13 protein-coding genes and 1 tRNA gene are annotated in these 15,538 nt (G+C 45.1%); 3 read left to right on the top strand and 11 right to left on the bottom strand.

Going from position 1 to position 15,538, the window contains the following annotated elements; genetic code table 11:
- Positions 1-165: 165 nt before the first annotated feature.
- A complete protein-coding gene (locus ACE3JL_RS11875) occupies positions 166-942 on the top strand; it encodes a calcium-binding protein (RefSeq protein WP_375329552.1) in 777 nt (258 codons plus the stop codon).
- Between the two features lie 628 nt (positions 943-1,570).
- Here ACE3JL_RS11875 and ACE3JL_RS11870 read toward each other — a convergent pair.
- The 9 genes from ACE3JL_RS11870 to rpmG all read right to left on the bottom strand — a co-directional run bounded on the left by ACE3JL_RS11870 (position 1,571) and on the right by rpmG (position 10,582).
- On the bottom strand, positions 1,571-3,823 hold the full coding sequence (locus ACE3JL_RS11870; RefSeq protein ID WP_375329551.1) for a PBP1A family penicillin-binding protein: 2,253 nt from the start codon (positions 3,821-3,823) through the stop codon (positions 1,571-1,573).
- Positions 3,824-4,016: 193 nt separating this feature from the next.
- A complete protein-coding gene (gene ilvN / locus ACE3JL_RS11865; protein WP_043999720.1) occupies positions 4,017-4,541 on the bottom strand; it encodes an acetolactate synthase small subunit in 525 nt (174 codons plus the stop codon).
- A 132-nt stretch (positions 4,542-4,673) separates the two neighbouring features.
- Positions 4,674-5,360: a hypothetical protein gene (locus ACE3JL_RS11860; RefSeq protein ID WP_271988757.1), complete on the bottom strand. Its 687-nt coding sequence runs from the start codon at positions 5,358-5,360 to the stop codon at positions 4,674-4,676.
- 278 nt (positions 5,361-5,638) lie between these two features.
- Entirely contained in the window at positions 5,639-6,256 is a 618-nt protein-coding gene (locus ACE3JL_RS11855; RefSeq protein WP_375329550.1) for a flavin prenyltransferase UbiX, read from the bottom strand.
- Entirely contained in the window at positions 6,240-6,983 is a 744-nt protein-coding gene (locus ACE3JL_RS11850) for a HEAT repeat domain-containing protein (protein ID WP_271988755.1), read from the bottom strand. The genes ACE3JL_RS11855 and ACE3JL_RS11850 overlap by 17 nt, the downstream gene beginning before the upstream one ends.
- A gap of 184 nt (positions 6,984-7,167) precedes the next feature.
- Positions 7,168-7,240, bottom strand: a tRNA-Phe gene (locus ACE3JL_RS11845).
- 76 nt (positions 7,241-7,316) lie between these two features.
- Complete coding sequence (locus tag ACE3JL_RS11840) at positions 7,317-9,545, bottom strand: GAF domain-containing protein (RefSeq protein WP_271988754.1); 2,229 nt, start codon at positions 9,543-9,545, stop codon at positions 7,317-7,319.
- A gap of 586 nt (positions 9,546-10,131) precedes the next feature.
- Positions 10,132-10,347 (bottom strand): 30S ribosomal protein S18, encoded by a 216-nt coding sequence (rpsR, locus tag ACE3JL_RS11835; protein WP_002732313.1) that lies wholly within the window; start codon positions 10,345-10,347, stop codon positions 10,132-10,134.
- A gap of 40 nt (positions 10,348-10,387) precedes the next feature.
- Positions 10,388-10,582 (bottom strand): 50S ribosomal protein L33, encoded by a 195-nt coding sequence (gene rpmG, locus ACE3JL_RS11830; RefSeq protein ID WP_002734724.1) that lies wholly within the window; start codon positions 10,580-10,582, stop codon positions 10,388-10,390.
- Positions 10,583-10,759: 177 nt separating this feature from the next.
- Here rpmG and ACE3JL_RS11825 point away from each other — a divergent pair, with 177 nt between their 5' ends.
- Positions 10,760-12,172: a DUF697 domain-containing protein gene (locus tag ACE3JL_RS11825; RefSeq protein WP_375329549.1), complete on the top strand. Its 1,413-nt coding sequence runs from the start codon at positions 10,760-10,762 to the stop codon at positions 12,170-12,172.
- Between the two features lie 9 nt (positions 12,173-12,181).
- On the opposite strand, the gene ACE3JL_RS11820 is transcribed toward ACE3JL_RS11825, so the two are convergent.
- Together ACE3JL_RS11820 and miaB are read right to left on the bottom strand one after the other, a co-directional pair.
- Entirely contained in the window at positions 12,182-12,568 is a 387-nt protein-coding gene (locus ACE3JL_RS11820) for a DUF2358 domain-containing protein (protein WP_375329548.1), read from the bottom strand.
- A gap of 44 nt (positions 12,569-12,612) precedes the next feature.
- Positions 12,613-13,953, bottom strand: a complete 1,341-nt coding sequence (gene miaB / locus ACE3JL_RS11815) for a tRNA (N6-isopentenyl adenosine(37)-C2)-methylthiotransferase MiaB (RefSeq protein ID WP_271988751.1) — start codon at positions 13,951-13,953, stop codon at positions 12,613-12,615.
- Between the two features lie 213 nt (positions 13,954-14,166).
- Here miaB and accC point away from each other — a divergent pair, with 213 nt between their 5' ends.
- Entirely contained in the window at positions 14,167-15,513 is a 1,347-nt protein-coding gene (accC, locus tag ACE3JL_RS11810) for an acetyl-CoA carboxylase biotin carboxylase subunit (RefSeq protein ID WP_271988750.1), read from the top strand.
- Positions 15,514-15,538: the final 25 nt, after the last annotated feature.

Raw genomic sequence — 15,538 nt, 5'->3', positions numbered from 1 at the left:
AACAGGCCGAGAAAACAGGGTTGTATTTTTTTTCTCGGTATATAATAATCGGGAGGAAGACTATCAGACTCTTCACATTCAAACATATCATTCAAAGGAAAAACCATGCCCACTGTAACTACATCATTCGCTGGCCGCTCCGTTGGTGTTACTTTCAATCCTGCTGTGACTACGTCAGTTGCCGCTTTCCTGAACACCTTTACTGATACCCCCATTTCTATATTAGGACCAGGCATTACCATTACCGAGGATAATCTCACTTCCCAGGGCCTTTTAACCGGCGGCGTTACTACAGCGTGGAGAATAACCAACTTCGGACCTGCTGATAGCGCGACCCTTTCCAGGGTCGGTGGAGGCTTTTCTCCTCAGACCTTTTCCCTGTTAGCAAATAGCCTTACCTTTGTTAGAGGTGGGTCTGCTGGCACTTATCAACTAAGCGGCGGTATTGTTAACACGAAAGCGTCGGGTCCGCAAGTAAATGGGATCTGGAATCTCCTCACCACTGATTCCTATTTCATCACAGGCAGTGGGTTCAACGATAGCCTAGTCGGCGGTGATGGAAACGATACCCTAGTCGGCGGCGCTGGAATCGATACTTTAACTGGTGGTGCTGGTGCTGACAATTTTGTTTTCAACAGTCCCATCGAAGGATTTGATTGGATCGGGGGTTTTAACGCCTCTGAAGGTGATGTTATCAATGTTTCCGCCGCTGGTTTCGGTGGTGGACTGACTGCTGGTCCTTTGAGTGCTGCACAATTCCGTTCTGCTGCGGGAGTCAATAGCGCTGCTACTGCAGATCAAAGATTTATCTACAATACTAGCAATGGTTCTTTATGGTTTGACGTAGATGGTGTTGGTGGCGCTAGTTCGGTTCGAATCGCAAATTTTTTCACTCCACAATTCCCAACACCCTTCACTCAAGCCAATATTGTCGTTATCTAATCTACCCCTGTCCATCCCCTGGGGTGAGTCGGACAATTGTTGATTTTTGCGGGAAAATTAAGCCCCCAGAAATAATCAGTACGGGTGTTTTAGCTGGGGCTAAGACACCCTTATTATGTAGGAAGTCTCTAGTTTGAGGGAACTCTGGAACAGGCAACGGCAACAGTAGCTAGTCCTAAGTAGGGTTTGCTGAATAAGTACGGGCGAAGCATTCGGATAGAAAATCTACCTTTTCACCGATAGGTTATTGTCCGAATGCTTCGCCCCTACAGGATGCGGGCCGATGAAGACGCAAGGTTTTGAACGACGATTCTCTCAAAATCTTGCACCTGTTTCGCGAGAAAAGCCCCAAAACCTTTACTTTGCCTACATTTCAAATTTATTCAGCAAACCCCAGCAATTCTCATTTTAAGGTTTCATGACATTAAAACCCTTGCACCTAGAGGGGTTAATAATTCTTAACGAATCTCTAGATCGCTGAAACAACGCAAAATCGTTTCAAAATGAGAATTGCTGGCAAACCCTAAGTACCTAAGCAAAATTAATTACACATATCTAACCACCTCTTGCCTCTTGCCTCTTGCCTATCTTCACTAGGAAATTAATTTTGCACGACTACTTATTGGGATTAATTTTGTGTAGTGATTAACTGACGGTGATAATCGCCCCATAACTGCGCTGCCTGTTGACTGCTGCCGGAAGTGGGAGAATTATTATCATTCCCTAACCAAATGCCCGTCACCCAGTCGCGACGGGGAAGATAACCGATAAACCAGAGGTCCACATAATTATTAGTAGTTCCCGTTTTACCCGCTTCTCCCATGCCAATACTGGCAGCGCCTCCTGTACCATTAGTTATCACCCCCCGCAATAAACTATTCATCGTTTCGGCGGTTTTAGGGGAGATTACCTGCTGATTTCTCTCGTTATCCTCGCCATAGTCATAAATAACCCGACAGGTACTCAAATCCTCCACATTTTTACAGTCGGAAGCGTCGAGAATGCGTTTAATGGCGTGGGGACGATTCCAGCGCCCACCGTGGTCAAAAACCCCATAAGCTCCGGTCATTTCTAAAACATTTACCTCGCTTTGCCCTAAAATTAGCCCCGGTACAGCATTTAAAGGTGATTTCACCCCCAAACGTTCCGCCACATTGACCACATTACTTAATCCTGCCTCACGAGCAATGCGAAGGGCGACACTATTTTCCGATCGGGCTAAACTTTGAAACATATTGATGGCCCCGCTACTGCGTTCACAGGGAGAATAGGCCTGTCCTTGCCAAGAGAGTCCAGCGCAGGTATAGGTTTTATAGGGCGATATTCCCTTTTCTAGGGCGGCAGCATAAGCAAATACCTTAAAAGTGGAACCGGGTTGACGTTTAGCTTGGATAGCGCGGTTAAATTGGCTTTTTTGATAATCAACTCCCCCGACTAAAGCGAGAATTTCCCCGGTTTGACTGTTGAGGGTAACTAAAGCACCTTGGGAGTATCGATAGCGGGAACCTTGATTTAAAATATGAGTTTTTAAGCTTTTTTCTGCGATCGCTTGCAGCCGGCGGTCTAAACTGGTTTCAACGATAAAATTGCCCTCTTTGGCCACTTCTTCCCCTAAAAGATCCTGTAATTCCTCGAAAACGTAACTATAAAAATATGGTGCAATCGTACGGGATAAGGATTTTTTGGCTTGGGGACTGATTTCAATGCGGGATCTGCGGGCGCTGGCCGCCGCTTCTGGGGAAATCATGCCTAATTGAGCCATGCGATCGATGACAAGATTGCGCTTTTGTACGGAAGTGTCGTAATCTTGAATGGGATTAAATAGATTCGGGGCGGGTAACATAGCCACAAGGGTGGCAGCCTCGGAGATATCTAAATCTCTAGCGGATTTATCGAAATAAAAGCGAGCCGCGTCTTCAAAACCGTAACCGGCCAGACCGAGATAAACTCGATTGAGATAGGTTTTGAGAATTGTATCCTTACTATAGACCGCCTCTAATTGTAAAGCGACCACAGCCTCCCTGAGTTTGCGATCGGCAGTATTTTGGCGACCGACTTCTGGGAATAAACTACGCGCTAACTGTTGAGTTAGGGTACTGGCCCCTTGACGAATGCCCCGACCTTGCCAATTAATCATAACAGCCCGGACAATCCCCAAAGGATCAACGCCAAAATGCCAGTAAAAACGACTATCTTCGGAAGCGACAACCGCCTTAGGCAAATAGGGAGAAAAATCGCTCAGATTATCTAATTCTTGGTGAGTTTCCTGTCCCATGGGATTGAGGGGAGTTTGACCATCTCTAGGGTAAACTACCACCGGACCGCTCACCCCGGAAGGGAGCGGATAAACATTAACTCTGCGACTTTCCCAGATAATCCCTAGAACTAATAAACCGAAAATACCCCCCGCACCATAGAAACCATAGCGCAAAAGTCGCGCCCACAGGGGAGGGGGACAGTAATAGGAGATGGTGACACAATTGGCCAAGTCTGGGGGGGCCAGGGTAAAGGTATCACCATGACGCAGGGAAAAGCTTTTGAGACGACGTTTACCCATATAAACCCCGTTAGTGGAGTTTTCGTCTGTGAGTAGGAAATTATGGGGATTTTTCGGGTCACGCTGTAGGGAACAATGAATCTGACTAACCACATTATTACGGATAGTAATATCACAGGAACTGGAACTACGACCCAACAAATAGCGATCGCCGATTAGGGGATATTTGCTTTCCCCGCTGCCATTCTCGTTTTTAATGCGTAATTCGGGAACTCTCGCCCCTTTTTTGAGATTTACCGCCTGAAAATTTACCTTTCCTTGCAATTTCTGCACGGCAACGGTGACAAGTTGACTAATTTGGGTTTTCGGCGACTGGTTAGACATAGTTTTTATCAGTTATCAGCTTCTGAAGGCAATAGGCAAGTGGGGGAATGGGGAAGTGGGGGAATGGGGAAGTGGGGAAGTGGGGGAATGGGGAAGTGGTAAATTTCAACTAAAACCCCATCACCCTAAAACCCTAAAACCCTAACACCCTAAAACCCTAACACCCCAACCCCCTAATTCATCCCCAATATGCCTAAATTGCCATTTTAGCCTCTAAAGCTTTGAGGTATTCCGTATTGACTCCCGACTCGCGAATCAGAGCAATTTTACCGGTACGCGCCACCTCACGAACGCCAAATTTATTTAGCATCTGCATAATCGCCACCATTTTACCCGGATCCCCCACCACTTCGATGGTCAGGGTTTCCTCGGAAATATCCACAATCCGCGCTCGGAATACCTGCGCTAATTCGATCACTTCTGCTCGGCGATCGGCGGTAGCATTAACTTTAATCAGCATTAATTCCCTTTCCACACAGGGGGTTTGGGTGATATCCTGCACCTTGAGGACGTTAATTAATTTGTAAAGTTGTTTAGTTAACTGTTCGATGCTGTTCTCGTCCCCCGGTACTACCATCGTAATGCGAGAAACTCCCATCTGTTCAGCAGGACCCACGGCCAGACTTTCAATATTAAAGCCGCGACGGGCGAATAATCCAGCAATACGGGTTAAAACTCCCGCTTCATCTTCAACTAATACGGATAATGTGTGTTTCATGGCGCTCTGTCTGCACAACCTAGATTTAACCATTGTAAGACAGGAGACAAGGCCAGAAAAGTCTATCTTCTCTGAGGGATTCGGGTAGAAACCTCCACTCTGTCCTTGCCCTGAGCTACGTCGAAGGGAAAATTAAATCCACTCCTCTTCATCCCCTTTGTTTACCTCCCGATCCTTGCCCTGAGCTACGTCGAAGGGTTGGTTTTCATCCTCGGCAGGGGGCGTAATAATCCGATAATTGACATCGTACACTTGATCGGCTTTTTCCCCGCGAGTCTGTTTGGCTGTGCGGTAACTATAGGAATAAACTGAGCCAGATTGAGAACTGTCCTGTGGGGGCTTGACAAAATTCGCTTTTTCCCGATCGGCAACCCTAGGCGGGAATTCTTCCCGATCCTGAATGGTAGTCGGTTTTTCAGCTTGCCCTGAGCTACGTTGAAGGGGGGGTGCATCAAAATTCCAATCATCACCGCTATCTCTTTCCCAATCGTTACCCGCTTGCCCTGAGCTACGTCGAAGGGGTGGATACGCAGCAGTATCTTGAATATGGGTAGGTCGGGGAGATGGGGGTGGAACTGTAGGATTATTGGCTATAGGAGGGGAAGCTTTTGGGGCAGCCAAAGGACGACCAAAACTATAGAGAAATTGCAGGGTTAAACCACTAATAATTCCCGCTAGGGTGAAAAGTAACACCCAGACCGCTAGGGGCAGTTTCACCGTCATAATACCGCCAAAAAAGACCAAAGTGATCACCCCCAGATTCTGCCAGATCAGTAATCCGCCTACAGCAATCGCAAATAAGACCATAATCCAGCCCATTTTTACCTCCCTTGACTCAGTGATCAGTGATCAGTAAACAGTGATCAGTAAACAGTAAACAGGTATAAAGATAAGTACCTAAGCAAAATTAATTACACATATCTAACCCCCTCTTGCCTTTTGCCTCTTGCCTTTTGCCTATCTTTACTAGGAAATTAATTTTGCACGACTACTTAAAGATAACTAACTAACTAACTAATTAACTTAAAACTTACATCTGATAACTGATAACTTACCCACTGATAACTTACCCACTGATAACTGATAACTGATAACTGTTAATGTCCTTGCCAGCGATTAATTGTCACACAATCGATATCTAACTGATCGAGAGTACGAGCAATGACAAAATCGACCAAATCCTCGATCGATTGGGGATGGTGATACCATGCAGGTATTGCTGGCACGATTCTAACGCCCGCCTCGGCTAAAGTAGTTAAATTACGCAGATGAATTAAACTAAAAGGGGTTTCTCGCGGCACTAAAACCAATTTTCTGCCCTCCTTAATCTGCACATCGGCCGCTCTTTCTAGCAAATCGGAACTTAATCCCCCCGCTAATTTGGCCACTGTACTCATGCTACAGGGAATAATTATCATACCAAGGGTGCGATAGGAACCACTGGCGATCGTTGCCCCCACATCACCCCAACGATGACAGCGTAATTTTCCCCTTTCCATCACCCCGGATTGACTGCGCCAAAATTGTTCTTGCAGCTCCGGTTCTGGCGGCATCCGAATATTATCTTCTGCTTGCCAGACAGTGTAAGCTGATCTGGAGGCCACTAGATCGATCGTGTAGTCGGCTAAAAGTAGATATTTGAGGGTACGGACAGCATAAATCAGTCCTGATGCCCCCGTAACGCCCAAAATTAGCGGTTTAGATAATTCCTTCAAGCTCTAATTCCTCGATCAATTGTAATCCTCTCGGGTCGCCCACTTTTAATAAAGCACCCCTAGCATCTTCCTTGACACCTAAATCCTCGTCTTCCACCAAGGCCTCGATCAAAGCATCGATCGCCGTGGCATAAATCACATTTAAGGGCAATTCTCGGCATAATTGACCGATCGACCAAGCGCAATTACTCCGCACCGCTGCGATTAAATCTCGGCGCAATCCTTCAATTAAAGGCGGCAACACGGTGATGATATCTTCATAATTGACCTTGGCAATCTGGGCCAAACTACTAGCGGCCCATAATCGTACCGCCGAAATATCAGTTTTAAGAGCATGAACCAAGGGATTGATCGCTCTGCGATCGCCACAGTTACCTAGGGCCCAAACAACCCCTTTTCTGACGTAACCATTCCAATCTCTGGCCAGTAAATCGATTAAGGGAGCCACAGAGCTAAGACTGGGATTTCGACCCAAAGCGTAGGCGACACTGACACGCACCAGGGGACAGACATCGTTTAACATCTCTAGTAAGGGAGCGATCGCTCTTTCTTCCCGCAATTCACAAAAGGCGCGGGCTGCGATCATCCTCTCGCTAACATGAGCAGAAGTAAGCAATAAGAGCATTTCCTCGGGATCGGGGGGGATTTCCGCTGCTTGATCCGGATCGCTCCCATCGAGAGGATTATTTAAGGAGTTGCTAGAGTCTAGGATTTCATTGTCGTACATACTTGTTAGATTATCTCAATCCGTGACCGCTCACGTCAAGCCAAAAATCAAAAAGTGGTTGCGGGTTGGGGAGACTTTTCAGTTTTGCATGAGTAGAAAACGGGTTTCTCGGAGAAACCCGTTTTCTGTCTAAAACCTAGCAGAGTAGAAAGTAAATACAGGGCAAATTTTAGTGTTTTTGCGATGCCAAGACGCGGATTTGAACCGCGGACACGAGGATTTTCAGTCCTCTGCTCTACCAACTGAGCTATCTCGGCTTTTTTTAGTCCTTTATCAATATAGCACGCCCTCGAAATAATTGCAAGGTTTTTTTCTAAAAAGTTTTCTGCTCGACTAGATTGGCAAGGTGAGGGTAAAAGTGGTGACAGCATTGGCACTGGTGACATCAATGGTGGCATTCAGGGGTTTAATCAGTTTGTGGACTAAAGCTAAACCTAAACCAGTGCCACTGTAGCGCCAGGGATCTTGGTTAGGAATACGATAAAAAGGGGCAAATATTCTTGATAATTCCTCTGGAGCGATTTCTACTCCTGAATTGCTCACACTGATTAATATTTGCTCGTCCGCACGCCTCACATTTACCCTAATTGTCCCTTGTTCTGGGGTATATTTAGAAGCATTGGTCAGTAATTCCGCTATGATGCGTTCGATATCACAAAGATTGCTGTTAATCTCCGGTATATCGCCATCTATATCTAAAATTAACTGCTGTTGTCGCTCGCGGGTGAGAGTACGAAAAGGTTCTACTAATAAGGGTAGCCAAGAAAGTAAGTCGATTGTTTCGATCGCTGGAGGTTCGGTTTCCGCATCTAGATAGGTTAAAGTCAACAAATCATTAACTAACTTACTCTGACGCTGAGATTCAATGTTAAGAATTTGTAACAGTTGACCGATCGAATCCTGTGGATCGATCTCGATCCCTTGATATTCTAGGAGACTTTCTAGGGTTTCCACCGCTAGACGAATGCTGGTAATCGGGGTTCGCAGTTCATGGGAAAGGGTTTTCAGGAATTCGCTTTTTAATCTTTCCAGTTTTTCTAATTCCCTGACTTGTGCTTGGGAAGATTCGTAAAGTCGCGCTTGGCGAATAGCGATCGCACATTCGGTGGCAATATGTTGAATCAAATTAGTTTCTAAGGAGTTAAAAATCTGATTAGCTGGTCGAATTAGCCAAATATTGCCTAAAAAACCCTGATCGTCAAAGATAGGACAAGCGCAACGGTTAACACGACAGATTTGCGGATTGCCAAGGGGAAGATAATCGACAAATTGTAAAACTTGTTTGTGCAGCAGCGGTTGATAGATTTCAGGAAAATCGCTAATTTGACGGCTAATTCCCTGACAGATAAACTCTTGGGTGGTGTATTCGTGGACAATAGTGGCTTTGCTGCGACTGGGATTGTAAAGCTCAATTTGGGCCCTTTCTACGGGTAAAACCTGGACTAATTCCTTGGTGGTGGTTTGCAGAATATGATTTTCATCGAGACTATCGCGAATTTTTTCGGTAATCCGTCCGATTAATGCTTCATACTTCAAAGTCATCTGCAATTCAGCGGTTCTTTGCTGAACCTCCGATTCTAAGGCAGTATTCAAGCATTTTACCCGTTGGTGTAGTTCTGCTTGTTGAATGGCAATTCCCACTTGAATGGCTAATTGTTTGAGCAGATCGATTTCTTGGGATTGCCAAGAGCGAGTTTTTTGGCAATTTTGGGCAATTAGTAACCCCCAGAGTTGGTTATCGCAGAGAATTGGCACCACTAGGTTAGCCTGTACTTGTAAAGAGGTGAGTAGGCTGCGATAACAGGGATCAAGTCCCGAATTATGAACATTTTCAATAACTTGAATCCTCCCGCGACGATAATTTTCCAGACGTTCTGGGGATAAGTTAAAACAGGGATCCTCGATGCTGTTTCCTAAGACAGAATTAATCCTCGGGGTATAGGATTCCACCACAATCATGCCACTATGATCGGGGAATAAACGATAAATTAACACTCGATCGCAGTTGAGGAATTGTCGCACTTCTTTAACGGTTCTTTGCAAAATGCGATCGAGATCCAACGATTGCCGGATTCTTTCCTGCATTACCCCCAGTAGTTGTTCCCGTTCTGCTTGTAATCTTAAAGCTTCTTCGGCCCGTTTGCGTTCGGTGATATTGGTGCTGGTTCCCACTAAACGATAGATGCACCCATTGTTATCCCGTAGGGGTGTTAAAGTCGTTAGCCACCAGTAGGGTATATTTTGAAAAGGTAAATACTGTTCGTAGGAAATGGTCGTTCCGTAACGCACACAGTCACTGTAATGTTGCCGCACACTACGCGCATCATCGGGGGGAAGGATTTGTTCGGGAGTTTTGCCTTTAATATCCGATGAACGCAATCCTGTCCAGCGTTCATGAACGGGGTTTGCTCCCACATAGCGAAAATCTCTATTTTCCAGCACGTCCACTACAAAAATCGACGCTTGCACGGAATTAAATATACTACGCAGAAACTGCTCGGAATCCTCCGCTTTTAGCTGTGTGTCTAGCTCGATCTCGATTTCTGATGGCTGCTTTTCCATAAGAGCCTCCCCTTGTGCTAATTGGTGGATTTGGATCGATAATCACAAAATCGTTGGCTACTCCTAGGGCGATTTAACAATTTCTTTAGATTCTCGCACAAATGTTCCTATCCGCTGCCGATTTCGATATATTTCTTTGCAAAAACGAGAAAGCAACCCCAATATACTGAGATCGCTTATCAGTTATCAGTTATCAGTTATCAGTGACCAGTTATCAGTGACCAGTTATCACTTATCAGTGATCAGGTTTAAGTTTTAAGTTAAGTAGCTAGATACAATTAACTACACATATCTAACTACTTGGCTCTTCTAGGTTCTGTGTGATCTCGCGTAGCGAGCGCGTTGCGACCAGTTTAACTTACCATAGAGGCGATCGATCTTTGTGTCCTTTGTGTCTTTGTGGTTCGTTCCACCCCCTCGCTAGGAGGAATGTATCTTAGAATACATTTTACCCACCAAACCGGGGAGAGCAACTACTTCTTCCATGAGTGCCTATCCTCACCAAGAAGTTAATTTTGTCCTATTACTTATATGTGTTATTTTCAGTGATCACTGTTGACTGATTACTGATCACTGATCACTGAATTTAGGCTTCTTGGTTGACAAAAGGCAATAAAGCCATTAAACGGGCCCGTTTTACCGCTTCCGTTAAATCTCGCTGTTGTTTAGAAGTTAAACCGGTGATGCGTCTAGGTAGGAGTTTGCCGCGTTCGGTGATGAATTTGCGGAGGAGTTCGGTGTCTTTGTAGTCAATCGGTTGACTGGGGGAGATGGGGGAGAGACGTTTACGATAGTAGCTCATAGATTTGTAAAGATTGCTTGACTTTTTAACTAGAGTGTGCTTACTTAATTTCCTTGTGGACGGTGTGCTTATTGCAGTGGGGACAGTATTTTTTGATTTCCAGTCTGCCGGTGGTATTGCGACGGTTTTTGCTGGTGGTGTAGCGAGAAACGCCGGGGGTACGCTTATCGGGATTACTGCGGCATTCCGTGCATTCTACAGTGATGATTAGGCGAACGCCTTTTTTACTAGCCATAACAACAGGGGATCGGGTAAATTTACACGCAATCGATCATTATGACATATCTGAGGCTTTTTAGGCAAGAGCGGCCGGAACGAACCCAGGGAATTGTCGGCTGAAAAGTTGATTTTGGGATGAAATCCAGCACAAAAAAGCTAGAATAATCAAAGCAGTTGGCGAGGATGAGGAAAAATGACGGTAAGATTGGGTAAACCGATTTTAGTAACGGGGATAGGCATTACCATCGCTTTCACCCTGGGGGAAACTCTCAATAGTACAGTGAGCGAAATCGGTTCCTGGGGTATTTTCGGTGCGATTGCTCTTGGTGCTGGTATCTGGTTTTGGCAAAAACCCAACACGAAAATCGATTTTTCCCCCCCCACTCCCCTGAGTCTAGAAAAAGTTAAACAAGGGATTAGCAAAGCCGAGAAGATAATTAATTATCTAGCCAAAGAAGACCCCAATCAAGACTTAACCCCACTCAAAACCAGTTTAACCCAATTAAATCAAGAATTTAGTCGCCAAGACCTAAAAATCGCCATTACCGGTGCGAGAAAAACTGGTAAAACTGCCCTAAAAAAACTACTAGAAAGCGGCAACTTTGGGGAATCTGTCGCTTTTCTGGAAACGGAACCGCTTCTAACTTTCGACTCCACCGCTAACCAGAAAAAGTCTCTGGCAGCTGACTTAGTTTTGTATCTCATCAATGGGGATTTAAGCGATTCCGAATGGCAAATTCTCCAGCAATTCGATCGAATGCACCAGCGTGTTATTCTGTTACTGAATAAACAGGATCGTTTACCCGCCGAAACCAGAGAAGAAATACTTCTTTCCCTGAAACAAAGACTAAAAGAAACTATTCCCGCTCATCATATTTTAGCCATAGCAGCTGCCCCTGAACCCCTAAAAGTTCGTCAACATCAAAGCAATGGAGAAATCAAGGAATGGACGGAACCCCAAGCTATTGATATTGATAATCTAGATAATCATCTCCGACAAATTATCGAACAAGAAAAGTCCGAATTAGTTCTTGGAACTATCTGGAGACAAGCGCTCGAATTAGCCAAGGAAACCAAACAATTACTTAATCAATCCCGACATAAAAAGGCTTTACCTGTTATCGAACAATACCAATGGATAGCCGCTACTGCCACTTTTGCTAATCCTCTTGTAGCCCTAGATTTAGTTTTAGCGGCAGCCACTAACGCTCAAATGTTAGTGGATTTAGGGGCAATTTATCAACAAAAAATGTCCTTTGAACAAGCAAAAACAGCCATGACTACCCTGGGGAAAATGATGGTACAATTGGGCATGGTAGAGGTGACAACCCAAGCGTTAGGAACGATTCTCAAGGGAAATGCGATTACTTATATTGCTGGTGGTACAGTGCAGGGAATTGGAGCAGCCTATTTAACTCGTTTAGCTGGTTTAAGTTTAGTTGAATATTTCCAAGAACAGGAAATTAACGAGCAGCTGAATAATGATTGGAATTGGACGAGTTTGCAGAATAAAGTTAAACAGGTTTGGGAACAAAATCAACGACTAGCATTTTTACAGGATTTTGTCAAGCAAACGAGCGCTCGTTGGTCGGCATTTTCTGGTTAAAAAATATGGTTAAGAAGTGCGGAAAGGTAAATGCTGACGCAGCACATCCCAGCGCGAACAATCCCAATAATCGATATGAGAAATAATCAGATTATTGTCATCGAGAGTTAATTCACTGCGGCCAGAAATAGCGATGCGAGGCCGCCAAGGTAAAGGGGTTGTCCAGTGCAATGTCCAACGGGTATTAATAATATTTCCCTGCTGTTCAATTGCGTGGACATCCATCTTAATAGCTTGGAACCATTGACCCATAAAACCAATCATTTCTCGATAGCGTTTAATCCCCCGAAATTGATTGAGAGGGTCTTTAAAATAAACGTTATCAGCATAAATATCATAGGTTTGATCGAGGGGAAATCTTTGATAATCTTGCTGCAAAATAGCGATAATATCCATAAAATACCAAATTATTCCCGATAGCTATTGACTTTTTTCACTACTTAAAATATCACTCCCGTCAAACTAAAGGGACGGACTTCAGTGATTTTAACCTTAACAAATGTGCCGCGCAATTCCTCAATATTTCCCGTAAAGAAAGTTAAGCGATTGCCTCTAGTTCTTCCCATAACTTGACTAGCATCTTTAGGATTAACGTCTTCCACTAAAATTTCCTCAATTCTGCCTAAATATCTTTGGGAACGTTCAGCAGCTTTTGTGGCCACTAAATGATTTAATCTTTGTAAGCGATCGCTTTTTACCTGCTCACTTAATTGATTATCCCAAATAGCGGCCGGAGTCCCGGGACGGGGAGAATAGGCCGCCGTATTTAATTGATCAAAACCAATCTCATCGACTAATTTTAAAGTATTCTCAAACTGTGCCTCTGTTTCTCCGGGGAATCCGACAATCGCATCGGCACTAATGGCAGCATCCGGCATTAAATCGCGAATATTAGCAATAATTTGTCGGTATTTTTCCTGAGTATAGCCCCGTTTCATGGCCTTGAGGATATCATTATCCCCCGATTGAAAAGGGATATGAAAATGTTCACAAACTTTAGGTAATTCCTGACAAGCTTTAATCAAACGTTCGGTAAAATAGCGGGGGTGACTGGTGGCAAAACGGAGACGTTCAATGCCGGCCACATCGTGAATGTAGTAGAGTAAATCGGTGAAATTGTGCAGATGTCGGCCGCTTGCGGTCACTCCGGGTAAATCCCGTCCGTAGGCATCGATATTTTGACCTAAAAGGGTGATTTCTTGATAACCCTGTTGTCCTAATTGTTCCATTTCTGCTCGAATTGCCGCAGGAGTGCGAGATTGTTCCACCCCGCGCACCCCCGGAACCACACAATAGGTACAGCGTTCATTACAACCATAGATGACGTTCACCCAAGCGGTAATATTGCTATCCCGGCGCGGTTTGGTGATATCTTCCATGATGTGGATGGGTTCGGTGGCCACCACCTGGGAACCGTCAAAAACTTGTTGTAATAAGTCTCCCAAGCGATTTGCGTGTTGGGGACCGATAATTAAATCCACTTCGGGAACCCGTCTTAACAATTGTTCCCCTTCCTGTTGGGCCACGCAGCCGGCGACAACTAAAGTAAGATCAGGTTGAGTTTGTTTGCGTTTAGCCTGTCTGCCGAGATAGGAATAAACCTTCTGTTCGGCATTATCGCGAATTGTACAGGTATTGTAGAGGATTAAATCGGCTTCGTTGGCATCCTCGGACCATTGAAACCCCAAATCTTCTAAAATACCCGCCATGCGTTCGGAGTCAGCTTTATTCATCTGACAACCAAAGGTGGTGATATGGTAACGACGTGGGGACTTATTCATGATGCAGGCCACAGAAACAAGAGTTTAGCTTTCTATTTTAGGCTATTTATTCTCTGACTTGAAAGAAGCGGTCGGCGCTCGGCAGGAGATTATTTTATTTATTCTCCCCACACCCCACTTCCCACTTCCCCAACCCGATTTCCCGAAGGTAACAAAACCAGATATTCTACTAAATAGTCGCCTATCACACCAGCCTGATCTCGTGGTCGTCCAATGCAGTTTGCCAAGATATTAATCGCCAATCGCGGGGAAATCGCCTTAAGAATCCTTCATAGTTGCGAAGAATTGGGCATTAGAACCGTTGCCGTTCACTCTACCATCGATCGCCATGCCCTTCATGTTCAATTGGCCGATGAGAGTGTTTGTATTGGTCCGCCTCCAAGCAGCAAAAGTTACTTAAATATCCCTAATATCATCTCCGCTGCCCTAACACGCAACGCCACGGCCATCCATCCCGGTTACGGTTTTTTGGCAGAAAACGCCCGCTTTGCCGAAATTTGTGCCGATCATCAGTTAACTTTTATCGGTCCGTCCCCCAGTGCTATCCTAGCTATGGGTGATAAATCCACTGCTAAAAAAACCATGCAGAAAGCGGGAGTTCCCACTATCCCCGGCAGTGGTGGTTTAATTACCTCGGAAACGGAAGCAAAGCGTATCGCTGATGACATCGGTTATCCCGTTCTGATTAAAGCCACTGCTGGGGGTGGTGGGCGTGGGATGCGTCTTGTCAAGAGTGCAGATGAACTAGGTGATATGTTAAAAGCCGCCCAAGGGGAGGCAGAAGCGGCTTTTGGCAATTCGGGAGTATATCTAGAAAAATTTATCGAATGTCCCCGACATATCGAGTTTCAGATTTTAGCCGATAGTCACGGTAACGTGATCCATTTAGGAGAAAGAGACTGTTCGATTCAGCGACGACACCAAAAACTGCTAGAAGAAGCACCCAGCCCCTTCTTAACCCCCCATTTACGCTCAAAAATGGGTAATGCTGCCGTTAAAGCCGCTAAATCGATTAATTACGTCGGGGTGGGAACCGTGGAATTTTTAGTCGATAAACACGGTAATTTTTACTTCATGGAAATGAACACCCGTATTCAGGTGGAACACCCCGTCACGGAGATGATCACGGGGATAGACCTAGTTCGAGAACAAATTCGGGTAGCACAGGGCGAAAAACTGCTAATTAAGCAAGATCAGGTGATATTTAGAGGACATTCGATCGAATGTCGTATTAATGCCGAGGATCCTGATCACAATTTTCGCCCTCACCCCGGCAAAATTAGCGGTTATCTGCCCCCCGGCGGGCCCGGTGTCCGCATGGATTCCCACGTTTACACCGATTACGAAATCCCCCCCTATTACGATTCCCTAATTGGAAAATTAATTGTCTGGGGAGAAAATCGCGAAACTGCGATTAAACGCATGAAACGCGCCCTGCGGGAATGTGCGATCACAGGAGTACCGACGACTATTGATTTCCATCGTAAAATACTGGAAACTCCCGCCTTTTTAGCTGGAGATGTTTACACTAATTTCATCCAAGAACATCTCTTGCCCTAGCGCGTTACCATGAATTTTAGACGAG

It is taken from the genome of Microcystis sp. BLCC-F210 (assembly GCF_042134685.1).
In the GTDB taxonomy this organism is placed as follows: Bacteria; Cyanobacteriota; Cyanobacteriia; order Cyanobacteriales; family Microcystaceae; genus Microcystis; species Microcystis aeruginosa_D.
This window is presented reverse-complemented; position numbering and strand designations above follow the sequence as displayed.

Bases quoted from the DNA above. Each gene is read 5' to 3' on its own strand.
- ACE3JL_RS11870 (WP_375329551.1), bottom strand. From the start codon at position 3,823: ATGTCTAACCAGTCGCCGAAAACCCAAATTAGTCAACTTGTCACCGTT.
- ilvN (WP_043999720.1), bottom strand. From the start codon at position 4,541: ATGAAACACACATTATCCGTATTAGTTGAAGATGAAGCGGGAGTTTTA.
- ACE3JL_RS11860 (WP_271988757.1), bottom strand. From the start codon at position 5,360: ATGGGCTGGATTATGGTCTTATTTGCGATTGCTGTAGGCGGATTACTG.
- ACE3JL_RS11850 (WP_271988755.1), bottom strand. From the start codon at position 6,983: ATGTACGACAATGAAATCCTAGACTCTAGCAACTCCTTAAATAATCCT.
- ACE3JL_RS11840 (WP_271988754.1), bottom strand. From the start codon at position 9,545: ATGGAAAAGCAGCCATCAGAAATCGAGATCGAGCTAGACACACAGCTA.
- rpsR (WP_002732313.1), bottom strand. From the start codon at position 10,347: ATGAGCTACTATCGTAAACGTCTCTCCCCCATCTCCCCCAGTCAACCG.
- rpmG (WP_002734724.1), bottom strand. From the start codon at position 10,582: ATGGCTAGTAAAAAAGGCGTTCGCCTAATCATCACTGTAGAATGCACG.
- ACE3JL_RS11825 (WP_375329549.1), top strand. From the start codon at position 10,760: ATGACGGTAAGATTGGGTAAACCGATTTTAGTAACGGGGATAGGCATT.
- ACE3JL_RS11820 (WP_375329548.1), bottom strand. From the start codon at position 12,568: ATGGATATTATCGCTATTTTGCAGCAAGATTATCAAAGATTTCCCCTC.
- miaB (WP_271988751.1), bottom strand. From the start codon at position 13,953: ATGAATAAGTCCCCACGTCGTTACCATATCACCACCTTTGGTTGTCAG.
- accC (WP_271988750.1), top strand. From the start codon at position 14,167: ATGCAGTTTGCCAAGATATTAATCGCCAATCGCGGGGAAATCGCCTTA.